The organism is Dechloromonas sp. HYN0024, from assembly GCF_003441615.1.
Taxonomy (GTDB): Bacteria; Pseudomonadota; Gammaproteobacteria; order Burkholderiales; family Rhodocyclaceae; genus Azonexus.
In genome coordinates, this window is record NZ_CP031842.1 from 1,355,300 (window position 1) to 1,370,891 (window position 15,592).

At 60.8% G+C, this 15,592-nt stretch carries 16 protein-coding genes; 6 read left to right on the top strand and 10 right to left on the bottom strand.

From position 1 onward, the window contains the following. Nucleotide 1 precedes the first annotated feature (1 nt). On the bottom strand, nt 2-1,024 hold the full coding sequence (locus HYN24_RS06375; protein WP_117608467.1) for a methyltransferase: 1,023 nt from the start codon (nt 1,022-1,024) through the stop codon (nt 2-4). 8 nt (nt 1,025-1,032) lie between these two features. Beyond that, nucleotides 1,033-1,590, bottom strand: coding sequence for a glutathione peroxidase (locus tag HYN24_RS06380; RefSeq protein ID WP_117608468.1), 558 nt, complete (start codon nt 1,588-1,590; stop codon nt 1,033-1,035). Between the two features lie 148 nt (nt 1,591-1,738). On the opposite strand from HYN24_RS06380, the gene hflX reads away from it, so the two are divergent. Beyond that, nucleotides 1,739-3,094: a GTPase HflX gene (hflX, locus tag HYN24_RS06385; protein ID WP_117608469.1), complete on the top strand. Its 1,356-nt coding sequence runs from the start codon at nt 1,739-1,741 to the stop codon at nt 3,092-3,094. 109 nt (nt 3,095-3,203) lie between these two features. Beyond that, nucleotides 3,204-3,413, top strand: coding sequence for a DUF3460 family protein (locus tag HYN24_RS06390; protein ID WP_117608470.1), 210 nt, complete (start codon nt 3,204-3,206; stop codon nt 3,411-3,413). A 56-nt stretch (nt 3,414-3,469) separates the two neighbouring features. On the opposite strand, the gene HYN24_RS06395 is transcribed toward HYN24_RS06390, so the two are convergent. From HYN24_RS06395 to HYN24_RS06405, 3 genes are all read right to left on the bottom strand, one after another. Continuing rightward, entirely contained in the window at nt 3,470-4,792 is a 1,323-nt protein-coding gene (locus HYN24_RS06395) for an IS4 family transposase (protein ID WP_117608263.1), read from the bottom strand. A gap of 149 nt (nt 4,793-4,941) precedes the next feature. After that, a complete protein-coding gene (locus HYN24_RS06400; RefSeq protein WP_117608471.1) occupies nt 4,942-7,653 on the bottom strand; it encodes a bifunctional acetate--CoA ligase family protein/GNAT family N-acetyltransferase in 2,712 nt (903 codons plus the stop codon). A 64-nt stretch (nt 7,654-7,717) separates the two neighbouring features. Continuing rightward, on the bottom strand, nt 7,718-8,149 hold the full coding sequence (locus HYN24_RS06405) for an OsmC family protein (protein ID WP_117608472.1): 432 nt from the start codon (nt 8,147-8,149) through the stop codon (nt 7,718-7,720). On the opposite strand from HYN24_RS06405, the gene HYN24_RS06410 reads away from it, so the two are divergent. After that, nucleotides 8,148-8,687: a bifunctional 2-polyprenyl-6-hydroxyphenol methylase/3-demethylubiquinol 3-O-methyltransferase UbiG gene (locus HYN24_RS06410; RefSeq protein ID WP_162888619.1), complete on the top strand. Its 540-nt coding sequence runs from the start codon at nt 8,148-8,150 to the stop codon at nt 8,685-8,687. The two genes, HYN24_RS06405 and HYN24_RS06410, sit on opposite strands and share 2 nt — an antisense overlap. Here the strand turns inward: HYN24_RS06410 and mnmH are convergent. Beyond that, nucleotides 8,660-9,721, bottom strand: a complete 1,062-nt coding sequence (gene mnmH / locus HYN24_RS06415) for a tRNA 2-selenouridine(34) synthase MnmH (protein WP_117608473.1) — start codon at nt 9,719-9,721, stop codon at nt 8,660-8,662. The genes HYN24_RS06410 and mnmH overlap by 28 nt on opposite strands. Before the next feature lie 239 nt (nt 9,722-9,960). Between mnmH and HYN24_RS06420 the strand changes: the two genes are divergently transcribed. Continuing rightward, nucleotides 9,961-10,344, top strand: a complete 384-nt coding sequence (locus HYN24_RS06420) for a PleD family two-component system response regulator (protein ID WP_162888620.1) — start codon at nt 9,961-9,963, stop codon at nt 10,342-10,344. 36 nt (nt 10,345-10,380) lie between these two features. Here HYN24_RS06420 and HYN24_RS06425 read toward each other — a convergent pair whose 3' ends face one another. Beyond that, complete coding sequence (locus HYN24_RS06425; protein WP_117608475.1) at nt 10,381-10,983, bottom strand: arylesterase; 603 nt, start codon at nt 10,981-10,983, stop codon at nt 10,381-10,383. On the opposite strand from HYN24_RS06425, the gene HYN24_RS06430 reads away from it, so the two are divergent. Continuing rightward, nucleotides 10,982-11,665, top strand: coding sequence for an ABC transporter ATP-binding protein (locus HYN24_RS06430; RefSeq protein WP_117608476.1), 684 nt, complete (start codon nt 10,982-10,984; stop codon nt 11,663-11,665). The two genes, HYN24_RS06425 and HYN24_RS06430, sit on opposite strands and share 2 nt — an antisense overlap. A 79-nt stretch (nt 11,666-11,744) precedes the next feature. Further along, nucleotides 11,745-12,476: a hypothetical protein gene (locus HYN24_RS06435; protein ID WP_117608477.1), complete on the top strand. Its 732-nt coding sequence runs from the start codon at nt 11,745-11,747 to the stop codon at nt 12,474-12,476. Between the two features lie 44 nt (nt 12,477-12,520). Here the strand turns inward: HYN24_RS06435 and hpnE are convergent, their stop codons facing one another. The 3 genes from hpnE to hpnC all read right to left on the bottom strand — a co-directional run bounded on the left by hpnE (nt 12,521) and on the right by hpnC (nt 15,581). Next, complete coding sequence (hpnE, locus tag HYN24_RS06440; protein ID WP_117608478.1) at nt 12,521-13,768, bottom strand: hydroxysqualene dehydroxylase HpnE; 1,248 nt, start codon at nt 13,766-13,768, stop codon at nt 12,521-12,523. Between the two features lie 165 nt (nt 13,769-13,933). After that, a complete protein-coding gene (hpnD, locus tag HYN24_RS06445) occupies nt 13,934-14,767 on the bottom strand; it encodes a presqualene diphosphate synthase HpnD (protein ID WP_117608479.1) in 834 nt (277 codons plus the stop codon). 4 nt (nt 14,768-14,771) lie between these two features. Beyond that, complete coding sequence (gene hpnC, locus HYN24_RS06450) at nt 14,772-15,581, bottom strand: squalene synthase HpnC (protein WP_117608480.1); 810 nt, start codon at nt 15,579-15,581, stop codon at nt 14,772-14,774. Nucleotides 15,582-15,592: the final 11 nt, after the last annotated feature.

Below are 15,592 nucleotides of genomic sequence, written 5' to 3' on the forward strand. Positions count from 1 at the left end.
GCTAACGTCGGGCCAGGATCAGCGAACCTTTTTCGCGGGGTTCCAGGTCGATTCGTTCGACTGCGGAAAATCCCGCGGTGGCAAGCCAATCACAATAATCGGCATGGCGATGCGTCTGGGTGCCGGTTTCCAGCAGCAGGGTTAGCCTGAACGCAGCGTTGAGCGCATCGAGCGAGGTTTCCGCAAGATACTCGTGAATGACCAGCAGGCCGCCGGGGCGCATTGATTCGCCAATTTGCCGGATGGCCAGACGATTTTCGTCGGCGGAGTGATTGTGGGCGACGGAGAGGTAGAAGACCAGGTCGTTGTCGGCACCCCAGTCATGTTCCTGCAAGGTGCCGGGGCTCAGGGAAATGCGGTCAGCCAGTCCCGCCCTAGCGATTTCCGGCCCGGTGTCGGTAAGGGCGCTGGGCATGTCTACGATCACGGCATCGAGCTGCGGATAGTGCTGGCAGAAGCGGATCGAGTGCAGACCATGCGAGCCACCGAGATCGAGCAGGCGGCGATAGGCGGTGGAGACCGGCACATGGCGAAGCAGGTCGGGGCCAAGATCGGCGGCAAACGCTCCCATGTAGGAAGAGAACAGCGGGCCGAGATGCGGCTTCTCGATCATCGCCTCCCACAGTGTCTGTTCCGGCTCGCCCTTGCGCACGGTTTCGGCCAGGCTGCCCATCATCGCCCAGGCCTCATGCGTCCACAGCAGGCCGGGGGTGTAATCGACCTGACCGGCACTGGTAAACCAGCGTCGGGTGCTGGCCGTGTTGGCAAAAGCGTCGCCATGCTTTTCCAGATAGCCGATGGCGACCAGAAAGTCGACCAGGGTGCTCGTGCCACGCAGGCTTGAATGAATTTTTTCGGCCAGGGCCTGCGGCGTCAGAGGGCCATCGACCAGTGCCTCAAACAGTCCCAGGCGGCCTGCCGAAATGATCGCCGACGATTTCATCATCGGCATATAGACGTCCAGCATGGCCAGTTCGGCCGAACCGGTCGGCTGGCAGACATCGGGTTTGCGAATACGGGGCATGGGTCTACTTAGGGCTGGCTATTGAGCGCCGCTTCAAGCGCCGCGATGAGAGCCGGATCATCCGGCGTCATGTCGGGCGAGAAACGCCGCACCACGACGCCGTCGCGACCGATCAGGAATTTCTCGAAATTCCACAGCACATCTTCCGGCTGCTTCGGCGAGATGCCGTAGCCAGCGAGTTTTTCACGGAAATCGCTGCCGGCAGGAAAGACGGCTACCGGCCGGGCGGCGATCAGTTGGGCGTAGAGCGGGTGGCGCGGCTGGCTGTTGATGTTCAATTTCTCGAACATGGGGAAGTCGACGCCAAAGTTGGTCGTGCAGAAAGCCTGAATATCGCTGGCTGACCCCGGTTCCTGCGCTGCAAAGTCGTTACAGGGAAAGCCCAGCACCTGCAGGCCGCGCCTGCGATATTCCTTGTACAGGCTTTCCAGGCCGGCGTATTGCGGCGTCAGCCCGCACTTGGAGGCGACATTGACGACTAACAGCACCTGCCCACGAAATTCACCCAGAGTCAGGGCGCGTCCATCGAGGCTTTTCAGGGGGATGTCGTAGAGGGAGTCAGGCATGGTGGTCTCGTCTGGTCGAAGGGTGATGGGACATATTGTGCTGGGCAGCAGATGGATATTTTACGTGTTGAAACCTCTGGTCAATGCCGGCATTTGACGGTGTGCCGGTTACTATCTGCCTTTTCCCTCTCTAGAAAAGCACTTCCGGATGCAAATGGATGTAGAACAGAAGCTCAGGTATGCCGTCGCGGCGGCTGTCCAACTGCCAAGCGTGAGCGATACCGAATTTGAGGCGTCGCTGACCGAGCTGCGCGAATTGGCGAAGACCTTGGGCTTCAAGGTCATCCATACCTTCATACAGAAGCGTTCGAGCTTTGATACCACCGGTTATATGGGGGTCGGCAAGCGCCAGGAGATTCACGAATTCGTTCATGGCGGGGCGGTGTACGACGAGTCGGGCGAGGCACTGCCGTCACTGGCCGAGGCGAATCTGCCGGAGATCGAGGCGATTCTCGTCGATCACGAGATTTCGCCATCGCAGGCGCGCAATCTGGAAATCGAGGCGGGTTGCGAGGTCATGGACCGGACCATGGTCATCCTCGAAATCTTCCATCGCAATGCCCGCTCACGGGCGGCCAAGGCCCAGGTTGAAATAGCCCGCCTTGGCTACATGGCCCCGCGCCTGCGCGAGGCGGCCAAGCTGGCCGGGTCGCAGGGACGACAGCGCAGCGGCGTGGGCGGTCGTGGTGCCGGCGAATCGCATACCGAACTCGACAAACGCAAGATTCGCGACCGCATCGCCGAACTGCAACTCGAAATTCTCGCCATGGAGGCCGAGCGCAAGACGCAGCGGGCCCGCCGCCAGGAACGCCAGAGTCAGGCCGCTGTTGCCCTGGTTGGCTATACCAATGCCGGCAAATCGACCCTGATGCGGGCACTGACTGGCAGCGAGGTGCTGGTCGCCAACAAGCTGTTCGCGACCCTCGACACCACCGTCCGCGCCCTTTACCCGGAAAGCGTGCCACGCGTGCTGGTCAGCGATACGGTCGGTTTCATCAAGAATCTGCCACACGGCCTGGTCGCTTCCTTTAAATCGACCCTCGACGAGGCCCTCGATGCTTCCTTGCTGCTGCACGTAATCGATGCTAGCGACCCGGGTTTCGAGCGCCAGCTTGAAGTGACCGACAAGGTGCTTGAAGAGATCGGCGCCGATGTCGTGCCGCGCCTGCGCATCTTCAACAAGATCGATCATGTTGGCGACGATGCGGCTCAGGCGGAGTGCGAGGTAGGACTGCGGGAGAAATACCCCGATTGCGTCGTAATGAGCGCGCGCCGTCCGGACGAGGTGGCACGGCTACGTCAGAAGATCATCAATTTTTTCCAGCGCGATCATGTCGAGGCTGAGCTTTTCCTGCCCTGGTCGGCGCAGCAGCTGCGCAAGGATATCTTTGCCGGTTGCGAGGTGCTCGAGGAGCGGGCGGATGCAGCAGGGGCGTTCTTCCTGGTGCGCGGTGAAAGCCTGGTGATCGAGGCGCTGCGTGAACGGTTTGCGCAGGTCGACTGAGTGGTCGCTCAGGACTGTCATTGATTTTGCCGCGTTGTGGCAGGGGCAAGCGATGAACGGCCATGCTAGAATCACGGGATCGTCTTGAATATCTAGAGGAAGCACCGAAATGGCGGAAGTTAATACCAGCTACGTGTCCGATCACCAGACTTGGATGAACGAGCAACTGGAAAAGAATCCCGAGTGGGTCGAAGACCAGAAGGCCGGTCGCGCCCTGTGGTGGGACAAGAAGCAGGATGTCGACAGCTCGGCCCGCAATGCCGGCTCGAAGGTGCCGCAGAAGCCCTATCCTTACGATGTGAATTTCTACGGCGAATAATCGCTGCGGTATTTCAGTCGATAAAAAAGCCGGTCATTGACCGTAATGCCGTTCAGTTAAGGATCTTTTTTCAGATATTTAGCGGGATAGCGATTTGGCAGGGCTTTAACGACACGGGGGCATTGACGCCCCCGTCGTTTTTCCACGATGGCGAACTGAAGCTGTATGCGTAAGCGCAGCAGATGTGCAGGTAGTTTTCCTGGCGCCATCCCGGCAGCCCAGATCATTTCACTTTGCAGGATGTGCAAGGCGCGTAGGAAGCTGAGGCCCGTCGGTTCCACCTTGGCCTGAATGGCCGCCTTGGCCATTTCCAGACGGACGAGATTGTAAGCAATCAAAGCGCCCCAGACTTCTTGTTCAACCCCTGACGGTTGCTGGCTACGAAAGGTCAGCGCCGTGCCGAGCATGGACTGTTTGAGTTCGCGATAACTGGTCTCTATTTCCCAGCGCCGACGATAGCACTCGGCCAAATCTGTTGCCTTGAAGCGGCGTCGGTCCAGCAGGGAGGTGAGCAGAACCCGTACCTTGCCATTCGCCGAAACGATACGGATCGCACGCGCTGTCCAGTATTCGGGCAGCGATGGAGCTTGGGTTCGGGCCTGCGGCGACACCCGCATACGCACAACGCCATCCTCCGCCGTCCCGGATAGTAATTCCCACTTCGTATTGGATTTGGCGGGAATCAGGTAGTGCCGCGCTTCTCCTGCCAAACTAAGGCCCAAGAGGATTTCTGCGCTGAGAAAGCCGCGATCAAAAATGGTCAGAGAATGATCGGCGATGCGCTCGACCAAGGTCTTGGCGTACAACATCTCGTTCTGGCCGTACTGCCCGAAGGCCATATCGGCGACCAGATGCGTCGGAATAGCCGTGATGCTCACGGCCCGAACCTGCGGATAGCTGGCCACCTTGCCACTGGCGTACGACTGGGCTCCGAAATGTGCCCGGTTCTCGGCACTGTCTGGCACGCGAAAGGTGGTGCCATCCATGGCCCACAGAGAGAGCCCTTTCCAGGCATGCCGCTCGGCGTCTTGGGCACACCAGACACTGGCTGTTTGGCTGAACAAATCTTCCATCGGCGCCACACCCAAACGTTGTCTGGCCTGCGTCACCGCACTCTTGCTGACGGCCGACTCCTCCGACGAGGGGAGCGCCAAATCCAGCGTCGCCAATACTTCAGGCATCGATTGGTGTCTATACAGCGCCAGGGCAATTACCAGCCATACAACTTGTTCGGCAGGAAGTCGCCGTCGCCGGATACTGGCCGTTCCCGTCGCCTTGAGCGCCTGTTCAATCCACGCCAGCGGCAAATGTTCAGCCAGCCGGTCAAGTCCGGCTACTGGCAGAACATCCGTCGTTGCGTGAAGTTGGCTCGATAGCATCGAGCCAGAAGTTAACAGCCTTAGCTAATGTTTACAATAGCTTGCGTACAAAATAAAAATGCCGTTCAGGCTTAACTGAACGGCATTACGGTCATTGACCGGCTTTTTGTTTGCCTGCGCGCCGGGCGAACCGGCGCGGGGTACCGCGCCTAGCCCGTGAGCGGCTTGACGACGCGCTTGACGGCGGTGTCGTCCGGGTGCGGATGGATGGTGAAGCCGAGGCTGGTCATCAGGCGGAACATCTTGGCGTTGGTCGACAACACGTCACCGACCACGGCACGGTAGCCCTTCGAGCGGGCACATTCGATCAGCGCCGTCATCAGCTTGCGGCCGACACCACATTTCTGCCAGTCGTCGCCAACAGCCAGCGCGAATTCGACCGATTCGCCATCGGGATTGCCGACGTAGCGGGCGACGCCGATCTGCTTTTCCTTGCCTTCGTCTTCACCATCGGCGTTGAGTTCGGGCATCGTCGCAACGAGGGCCATTTCACGGTCGTAGTCGATCTGCGTGAAGCGGACCAGCATGGTCTGCGTCAGTTCGCGCAGGGTGTCCATGAAACGGTAATAGCGCGACTCGTCGGACATGGCCTTGACGAATTCCTGCTCCATGTCGGCATCTTCCGGGCGGATCGGGCGGATGGTGACGATCTTGCCGTCGTTCATCTGCCATTCCTGGATCAGGTGGACCGGGTAGGGGTAGATCGACATGTGGGCGTAGCGGTCGCCCGAGGAGCTGGCGGCGTGGTCGATGACGATACGGGCATCGGCGGCGATGGCACCGTTCTCATCGACAATCAGCGGATTGAGATCGAGTTCCTGGATCCACGGGAGTTCGCAGACCATTTCGGAAATGCAGAGCAGCACTTCCTTGATGGCTTCCTTGTCCACTGGCGGCATGTTGTGGAACTGGCCGAGAATCATCGAGGCCCGGGTCGAATCGATCAGGTCCTTGGCCAGGAACTTGTTGAGCGGCGGCAGGGCGACCGAGCGATCGCTGAAGATCTCAACATCGAAACCGCCGGCACCAAAAGTGATGACCGGCCCGAAAATCGGGTCGCGGAAGACGCCGATCATCAGCTCGCGGCCATTCGGACGTGACAGGAAGGGCTCAATCGAAACGCCATTGATCTTGGCGTTCGGGTGGCGCTTCTGCACGGTGTCGATAATGTCGTGATAGGCGTTGCGGACGGCCGGTGCATTCTGGATGTTGAGGCGTACGCCGCCGGCGTCGGATTTGTGCGTGAGGTCAGGCGAATCGACCTTCATGGCAATCGGGAAGCCGATCTGCTCGGCGAGGAGCAGGGCTTCAGTGGCAGTGCGGGCGACCATGGTTTGGGCGACCGGCACCTTGAAGGCGCGCAGGATGGCCTTCGACTCCATTTCCGAAAGCACCTTGCGCCGTTCGGCGAGCAGGGCTTCGATCAGCATCTTGGCGCCTTCGGCTTCCGGCCGGCCGTGCTGGCGGGTTGGTTCCGGCGTCTGCAGCAGGAGCTTCTGGTTACGGTAGTACTTGGAAATGTGGTGGAACAGCTCGATGGCCGTTTCCGGCATGCGGAAGGCCGGGATGCCGGCGGCTTCGAGCAGGTTGCGCGCTTCGCGCACTTGCTCCTCGCCCATCCAGCAGCAGATCAGCGAGCGGTTGAGGGTGTCGGAAACTTCGATGATGGCCTGGGCGACGGCCAACGGGTCGGTCATCGCTTGCGGCGAGAGCATGACCAGGGTGCTGTCCACGTTGGGGTCGTGGGTGACCGCCATGATGGCGTCGCGGTAGCGTTCGGGCGTCGCGTCGCCGCCAATGTCGATGGGGTTGCTGTGCGACCAGTTGGTGGGCAGCGCCTTGTTGAGCACGGCCATTGTTTCATTGGACAGCTCGGCGAGCGGAATGCCCATGTCGCCGGCGCGGTCGGCGGCCATGGCGCCCGGCCCGCCGCCGTTGGTGATGATGGCAAGACGGTTGCCGAGGGGGCGGAACTTGGAGGCCAGCGCCTTGGCGGCGTAGAAAAGCTGGCCGACGTTCTGGACACGGACAACGCCGGCACGGCGCACGGCGGCATCGAACACGGTGTCGGAGACGGCGGCCATGCCGGAGTGGGTGGCGGCAGCGGCCGAGCCGGCGGCATGGCGGCCGGCCTTGAGCAGAATGATCGGCTTGATGCGGGCGGCCGAACGCAGGGCGCTCATGAAGCGGCGGGCGTTACGGATGCCTTCGACGTACATCAGGATGTAGTGGGTGCGGCTGTCGTAGATCAGGTAATCAAGGATTTCGCCGAAATCGACGTCGGCCGTCATACCGATTGAAATCACCGACGAGAAGCCGACCTGGTTGGACTTGGCCCAGTCGAGCACGGCCGAGCACATGGCGCCGGACTGCGAGACGAGGGCGAGATTGCCGGGGGCGGCGCTGATTTTGGTGAAGGTGGCGTTGAGGCCGAGGTCCGGGCGGATGATGCCCAGGCAGTTGGGGCCGAGGATGCGCACGTTGTAGGAACGGGCAATTTCCATCACCTTGCGTTCCAGCGCAGCACCGATATGGCCGGCCTCGGAGAAGCCGGAGGCGATGACGATGACGTTGCGGACGCCGGAGCGGCCGCACTGCTCGATCAATTGCGGGACGGTCTGCGGGCGGGTGGCGATGACCGCCATTTCGACGCGGGCACCGATCTCCTCGATCGACTTGTAGGACTGCTGGCCCTGAATGGTTTCGTGCTTGGGGTTGATGGCGTACAGGCGCCCTTTGTAACCCGAGCCCAGGATGTTCTTGAAGATAACGTTGCCGACCGAGTTTTCGCGGTCTGATGCACCAATGACGGCGACTGATTTCGGCTCGAAAAGCGAGGTTAAATAGTGCTGTTCCAACATGGTGTTCCCCTTGTCAGTATATTTTTTGTGCAGTGCAGAATTCTGGCACAACGGCCGCTCATTGTCATTGAGCTTGTGGGGTTATTCCTGATGATGCAAGCGTGCTTGCGATGACGAAGGATGACGACAGGGCTCGGTGTACCGGACATTTGTTGGCAATTTCCAGCAGGCGCTGACGCTGTTCGTCGGTGAGCGTGCCGAGCAGCGTGATACTGCGCTCGATGTGGTCGCGCGCAACCCCGTCGACGTCGATCTTGGCGTGGCTCAGCGAGACACTGACATGGGTCAGGGCGATACCCTTGCGTTCGGCGTACATGCGCAGGGTGATTGCGGTGCAGGCACCAAGGCCGGCCATGACGAAATCGAAGGGGGCCGGGCCGGCATCGGCACCGCCCAGGCTGGGCGGCTCATCGGCGATCAATTGGTGCTGGCCGACGGTGACTGCCTGCTGGTATCTTCCCTGACCATTCTCTGCAACGACGACAATGCCTGACATGACTGCCTCCCTCAATGAATTGCCCCGGATGATACCGCCATCCCCATGGGTAGTGCGCCATTGTGGCCTGATAGCCCCGGGCGGAGCCGTGCTCGACCTGGCTTGCGGCAACGGCCGCCATGCCCGTCTCATGGCCGGACTGGGTTTTGCGGTGACAGCGGTAGACCGGGATGGCGAGGCTATCCTGAGTCTGCACGAGGTGCCGGGGTTGGTCGCCAGGCAAGTTGATCTGGAGAATGCTGAATGGCCGCTGACCGGCCAGACATTTGCTGGCATCGTCGTCACCAATTACCTGTGGCGGCCGCGTCTCCCCGACCTTCTGGGCATGCTGGCACCTCGTGGCGTGTTGATTTACGAAACTTTCATGCGGGGCAATGAAGCCTATGGCAAGCCATCGAGTCCGGCATTTTTGCTATCTCCGGGCGAGTTGCGGGAAGTCACGCAGGCTGCTGGTCTGCGTGAAATCGCTTTCGAGGAAGGCTACACGGACAGCCCGAAACCGGCCATGCGTCAGGCAATCTGTGCGGTTCGCGAGTGAATGATGGCAGTCGCCAGGCGCTTGATGCCATCCACGGATAGATCGTCGGTCGGAAAACTGCCTGAATCCTGCATGCCGGCGTAGTTTCGGTCCTGCGAACGCTGGTAGAGCGGGTCGTAATGCTGTTCCAGCAACTCGCCGACGAGGGTCGGCCAGTCGCCATCGTGCACCAGTTGCTGCCAGCGCCCGAGCGTTTCCCTGCTTTGTAGCGTGCGCAGTGTATCGAGGCGCTGGCAGAGAAAATCCTGGCGCGTCAGGAAGTAATCGTAATCCTTGAGCAGAAAGGTAACGCGGGCATCGAGCGTGGCCTCGATGGCGACGCACTGGCCGCCCCGGATACGTTCGATCATGGCTTCCGGGACATGCAGGTTGCCGATCTTGCGGCTTTCTGCCTCGACAAAGACCGGGCGGGCTGGATCAAGGCCGGCCAGGGCCTTGAGCAGGGCGGTCTCAAAGGCTTTTTGCGAGGGCTGTGGGGAATCCGGAAGGACGCCGAGCACCGACCCTTTGTGATTGGCCAGATTTTCGAGGTCGAGAATCTGCTCGCCGGAATCGCCAATGGCTTGCAGGATGCGCGTCTTGGCGCTGCCGGTGGCACCGCCGATGACGATGAAGCGGTAATGTTGCGGCAGTTCTTCCAGTCTGGCGATGACATGGCTGCGCCAGGCCTTGTAGCCCCCATCGAGTTGCCCGGCCGGCCAGCCGATAGCCTTGAAAATGGTTGTCATCGATCCGCTGCGGTCGCCACCGCGCCAGCAGTAGATCAGCGGCTTCCAGCTTTTCGGGCGGTCGAGGAAGCGTTCCTTGAGGTGGCGGGCGATGTTTTCGGAGACCAGCGCGGCACCAATTTTTTTCGCTTCGAAGGGTGATACCTGCTTGTACAGCGTGCCGACCTGGATGCGCTGGGCATCATCAAGAACCGGGCAGTTGATGGCGCCGGGTATATGGTCTTCGGCGTATTCCGCTGGCGAGCGGACATCGATGATTTCGTCATAGGCCGCAAGGTCGGCCACGGTAGGGCGGGAAGGCTTCATCCGTCTATTTTAGGGGTATAGCCAGATCAAATCATCTTTTCAATCTCATTGCGCCATGTCCCAGCTTTTATAACGGGTAGATCAAGAATGGGCCCATGTCAGTGCAAAAGGCAGTCGTAGAAAGTTGTTTGCGTTATTCTTTGCCTTGGGTTTACTCTTCCAGCAACGAGAATTGCTGTGCAGCAAACGCAAGCGGCGAGTTTTCTATTCGGTGGTCCCTAATTCGTAAAGTCGGTGCTATGCCCAAAATAAACACGGTGTTGGTTATTGAGGATGCTCGGTTGATCCGGGAAGTGGTCAAGGCGACGCTGGTGAAGGCCGGATATGAGGTTCTCGAGGCGGATTCGGGTGAAATGGGTCTGGCTTTGGTGATCAGTCATCGGCCCGATGTCGTTCTGGTCGATGTATTGCTGTCCGGTGAAATGGATGGGCTGACGGTCTGTCACGAAATTCGATCAATAAGCGAGCTGGAGAAGACCCCGGTCATCATCATGAGTTCACTGACGCAGGAGGCGGATCTGGCCGCCGGTCGCCTGTATGGTGCTGATGATTACCTGACCAAGCCGATTGATTCGCAAATGCTGCTGGCGCGAATCGCCTCCGTCCTCAAACCAAAGGATTGACGCGGCTGAGCGGGGGGTAATACCCGCCGGCAAAACTCACTTGAGCAGCGGTGCAAGCGCCGGCCACACATGGTCGACGAGTAGCGGCTGTGCTTCGGCCAGCGGGTGCAGGTTGTCAGCCTGGAAAAGCTGGGGTCGGGCGATCACCGGTTCGAGCAGAAAATCGATCAGCGGGATTTTCTGTTGCTGGGCGATGGTTTTGAAACTGCCGAAGAAATCCATTGCATAGGGTCCGTAGTTGGGTGGCAGGCGCATGCCGGCCATCACGACGCGCGCGCCGGTAGCTTTTGAGGCGCTGATCATGGCGTTCAGGTTGTCGCGCATCTGGACCAGCGGCAGTCCGCGCAGGCCGTCGTTGGCGCCAAGGGCGATGACCACGATGGCCGGCTGGTAGGCCTTGAGCGCCGGGCCAAGGCGGGAGCGCCCGCCGGCCGTGGTTTCGCCGGAGATCGACAGGTTGGTGACGCTATAATCGAGACGCTTTTCGGCCAGGCGTGCGTTGAGCAGCGACGGCCAGGCCTGTTCGGGCCGAATGCCGTAGCCGGCCGACAACGAGTCGCCCATGATCAGAATGGTTTTGGCGGCCAGTGCTGGCAGGGCCGTGAAGAGCAGGGCACAGAGGAAGAGAGCGAAACGCATGGCTGGAAAATCGGTAATTGAAGTGTCGGGGCTGGGCAAAACCGTCGATAACGGCGGCGAACTGCTGACGATTCTGCAGGATATTTCCTTTTCGGTCATGCCGGGTGAAACAGTGGCGATTGTCGGCGCTTCCGGGTCCGGAAAATCCACCCTGCTCGGACTGCTCGCCGGGCTTGATGCGCCGACAGCGGGCGAGGTGCGGCTCGATGATGTGTCGCTCAATGCGCTCGATGAGGACGAGCGTGCCAGATTGCGTGGTCGTCTGCTCGGTTTTGTCTTCCAGTCCTTCCAGTTGCTGCCTTCCCTGACGGCGCTGGAAAACGTCATGTTGCCGCTCGAACTGGCAGGCTCTGGCAAGCCGGCGGTGGCTGCAGGCGAATGGCTGGAACGCGTTGGTCTTGGACATCGCCTCCGGCATTATCCGAAGCACCTGTCCGGCGGCGAGCAGCAGCGCGTCGCCCTGGCCCGTGCCTTCGCCGCCAATCCGCAACTGGTGCTCGCCGACGAGCCGACCGGCAATCTCGATGCGGCGACCGGCCAGCAGGTCATTGACCTGATGTTTGATTTGAATGCCAGGCAGGGAACGACCCTGCTGCTGGTTACGCACGACGAAGCCATCGCTGCGCGCTGCGGGCGCATCCTGCGTATTCAGTCGGGGCGGCTGGTGGTTTGGCTCGAATGACGAACAGGATAATTCCGGGCAGTTATTTGGCAGAACAGCGTGTTGCCAGGGAATGCCGACGGATTAAGTGAGGGCAGTCATGAAACGTTTGAAAAGCGAGCTTGGACGCTTGTTCCGGGCATCGGATAACGCAGCTGACCGTATTGGTCTGGTCAATCACGATGGGCTGGTGACAACGCTGGTCGTCACTATCGCCCGCTCCCGAGACTGGCCGGTCGTCGCCGGCTTGCTCGACGGCCTGCGGGAAAACCTTGATCTGCCTCTGCCGGCCGTGTCGGTCAGTGGTGCGGCCGGATTTCAGTTATGGCTGCCGCTGGCCGAGCCGGTGGCTCGCGAGACTGCCGCCGGCTTTCTTCTTGCCTTGCGCCGCCAGTTTCTTGCCGATATCGACGATAAGGATCTTGGCCTGCTACCGCTGGCGGACGGGCCGGACAGGCTGCCTGGCATCCCAGCATGGTCAGCCGAGAGTGATCGCTGGTCGGCCTTTATCGACCCGAGCATGGGGGGCATGTTCGCCGAGGGTGGAGGCCTTGATTTTGAGCCCAATCCGGATCGTCAGGCAGATTTGCTGGCTGCAATCAGGCCTATTGAGTTGGATGATTTCAAGCGTGCCCTTGCGGTCATGACGGTCAGCGAGCGGCAAGAGACAGGACCGGTGGCGCAGGCAACGCCGACGATCCTGGGCGGTGGCTATAGTGAGCCGCGTGACTTCTTGCTGGCGGTGATGAACGAGCCGAGTGTGCCCTTGCCTATGCGTATCGATGCCGCCAAGGCGCTTCTCGGCCATGAGCGCCGCTGGGCGATTGAATGATGGGCGACAACGGATCTGCCGATTGGCCGAATGGCCGCCGCGTCTCAGCTTGTTGATGGCGTCAGATCCAGCTTGCCCGATATGATCGTTCGGGCTGCCCGCACGCCACTGCGCACAGCACCTTCAAGGGTGGCCGGGTAGTCGGCCCAGGTGTGGTCGCCGGCCAGGAAAAGGCGCGGATTTGATGTGCTGAAATCGAGGCGCGATAACTTCGGTCTGGCTGAAAAGGTGGCGCGTTTTTCGCGGATCACCTTGTGCCAGAGAGTCGCTTCGGGCAGAGCCAGTTCGCCTTCGAGGGTGGCGGCCAGTGTTGCGTCATCAAGGGTTTCCCATTCGCCGTGGCCGCTCAGGACACAGGCGAAGAGACCATCGCCCCGGTCGACGATCCACTGGGCGTGGCCGCCGAGGCGGTTGCTGAGCGGGAATTCGGCTTTCGTGCCTGGTCCGAATTGCAGGTAGACGGTGGCAATCGGCTCATAGGCGAAATCCGTGGCGGCAGCAGGCCAGAGCGCCGCGAGGTGCTGGGGTGCGGTGGCGAGGATGGCGGCGGTGAAGGTTTCGCCATCGATTTCAATGCCGCCTTCGATGGCCGTGATTTGACCGACTCGCGTGCTCAGGCAGATTTTCGCCCCGTGTGCCAGTAGCCATTGTCCGGCGGGTTCCGGCAGTAATTGACCGAGATCGACGCGCGGCAGCAGCAGGTCGGTGTCGGCCCGACGCGTACTGCCCAGGCTGTCGCGCAGGACATTGGCAAAAAGTTGCGCCGAGGCGTGCTCAGCCGGGGTGTTGAGGGCGGCGAGGCAGAGCGGCTCCCATAGATGGCGGCGCAGGGTGCCGGTTTGCCCGGCGGCATCGAGCCATTGTGCGACCGTCATCTCATGCGCCAGGCGAAAGCCACCGCGCTTGATGCCGTCCATCCAGAGGGCGGTTTTCAGCTTTTCTCCGAAGCCGACTCCATGTGCTGTCAGCAGGCCCCAGGCGACATTGAGCGGGGCAGGCAGACGGGGCAGGGCGAGGCGAAAGCCGGTGTGGTCGATGACCCGCAGTGGACGGCAGTCGAAGACTTGCTCAGGATCGACGCCAACCCGGCGCATCAGCGCCAGCGTATCGCGGTAAGCGCCGAGCAGGATGTGCTGGCCGTTGTCCAGCCTGCGGCCATCAAGGTCAACGCCGCGTGCCCGGCCACCGAGGACGCGTCCGGCTTCGAATAGCGTGGTGTCGACGCCGGCTGCCGTCAGTTCGATGGCCGCCGCAAGCCCTGCCCAGCCGCCACCGATGACGGCAACTTTCAAAATGAAGTACTCCGTTCTGTCCAAGAGCTTGCCGATGAAATCGATGGATTCGCTGGCCAGGCTAGGCGTAAACCGCAGCCATAGTCATTGCTATGGCGACGATTTGCAACGACGTATGGCGGGCGAAGGCGCAATTTCATGCAAGCGGCTTGGCGGAACGGCGTGCTAGCCTTTGATCCAGGTTTTTGCGGCCAGCCACAGCTTGCGCATGGGCGGCAGCGAAATGCGCTGGTGCAGGACCTGGAAGTTCTCGCGCTTGATCTCGTCGAGTACGGTGCGGTAAATCGCCGCCATGATCAGGCCTGGACGCTGGCTCTTGCGGTCGACGGCCGGCAACTGGGCAAAGGCTTGCTCGTAATACTGCTCGGCGCGTTCGTACTGGAACTGCATGAGCGCCGTGAAATTATCGGAATACTTGCCGTTGAGGATGTCGACGGCCGGCACGTTGAAACGTTTGAGTTCATCCATCGGGATGTAAATGCGGCCGCGCCGGGCGTCTTCACCGATGTCACGAATGATATTGGTGAGTTGGAAGGCCATGCCCAGGTCGTGCGCGTATTTTTGCGTCTGGCGGTCGGTATAGCCGAAGATTTCGGCGGCGAGCAGGCCGACGACGCTGGCGACACGGTAGCAGTAAAGCGACAGGCCCTTGAAGTCGAGATAGCGCGACTGGGTCAGGTCCATCTCCATGCCGTCGATGATTTCGAGCAACTGCTCCTTGGGCAGATGGATGCTTTTGTCGAGGCCCCTGAGGGCCAGACCGACCGGGTGTTGTGGCTGGCCGTCGGCAATCCGTTCGACTTCCTGCCGCCACCAGGCGAGCTTGGTCGAGGCAATCGACACATCGTTGCATTCATCGACGACATCATCGACCTCGCGGCAGAAAGCGTAGAGTGCCATGATGGCGCGGCGCCGTTCAAGGGGAAGGAAGAGAAAGCTGTAGTAGAAGGAGGAGCCGCTGGCGGCGCACTTCTCCTGGCAGTATTGGTCGGGATTCATAGGCTCACATTCTAATGGATCGACCGGCGAGCACCAGCCAATCCCATTTGCCCAGCTTTGGCCGCCGTGTGAACACGTCGCCGCGCACCTGGCGCAGGCGTTCGAGGATGCGCAGCCCGCCCTGCACGGTCAGGCGGATTTCCCAGCCAAGGCGGCCGGGCAGGGCATGGACGAGCGGGGAGCCACGCTTCATCAGGGCGGCTGCCCGGTCGATCTCGAAATCCATGAGGGCCGCCCAATTGGCCGACCAGCGGTGGTTGGCGATGTCATCCTCGGTGACGCGAAAATGCGGGAAATCGGTTTGCGGGATGTATACCCGGTCTTTTTGCCAATCGATGGCGACGTCCTGCCAGAAATTGATCAATTGCAGGGCGGTGCAAATGCAGTCGGACTGGTCGAGGTGTTTCGGCTCGGTCCGCCCGAACAGGTGCAGCACCAGTCGTCCAACCGGGTTGGCCGAGCGGCGGCAGTAATCGAGCAGTTCCGGGTAATCGGCATAGCGCGTCTTGACCACATCCTGGGCAAAGGCGTCGAGCAGGTCGCGGCAGAGCTGGATGGGCAGGTTATACGCAGCGATGACCTCGGCCAGCGCGACGAACAGCGGCGTTTGCGGCGTGCCGCCGGCTTCAATGCGCGTTAGTTCGTCCCGGTAGGCGTTCAGGGCGGCCAGCCTTTGGGCCGGTGTGGCATCGCCTTCGTCCGCAATATCGTCGGCGCTGCGGGCGAAGCGGTAGATCACCTTGATCGGCCGGCGCAGTTCGGGCGTTAGCAGTAGTGAGGCGACAGGAAAGTTTTCGTAATGATCGACGGACATGGGAATCTGTT